Origin of the sequence: Psychromonas arctica, assembly GCF_038155225.1 — a bacterium.
Lineage (GTDB): Bacteria > Pseudomonadota > Gammaproteobacteria > Enterobacterales > Psychromonadaceae > Psychromonas > Psychromonas arctica_B.
In genome coordinates this window covers 1-238 of sequence record NZ_JBAKBA010000182.1, presented here as the reverse complement: position 1 = coordinate 238, position 238 = coordinate 1, and the positions used below count along the sequence as shown (strand labels likewise).

Annotated in this window: 1 pseudogene; it reads left to right on the top strand. The window is 31.9% G+C overall.

The annotated features are described in order from the left end of the window. Positions 1-183, top strand: a pseudogene (locus V6255_RS18235) (osmotically inducible protein C); the annotation flags it as partial. Between the last annotated feature and the right edge of the window lie 55 nt (positions 184-238).

Genomic DNA, 238 nt, shown 5'->3' with positions numbered 1-238 from the left:
GTTATGCAGTCACCTATTGATAGTATTGTTAATATTTCCGAAGCTGATAAAATCTATCAAGCATCGGTTCACCCTAAGAGCTTTGTCATTTTAGATAAGTCAGATCACCTATTAACTGACAAAAAACATTCTGAATATGCTGCAGAAGATATTGCTGCATGGGTAAGCAGATATATAAGATAACAATTAATAATATTCAGAGTCATTAATACTGAAAGCTGAACTATATAAACTTTCC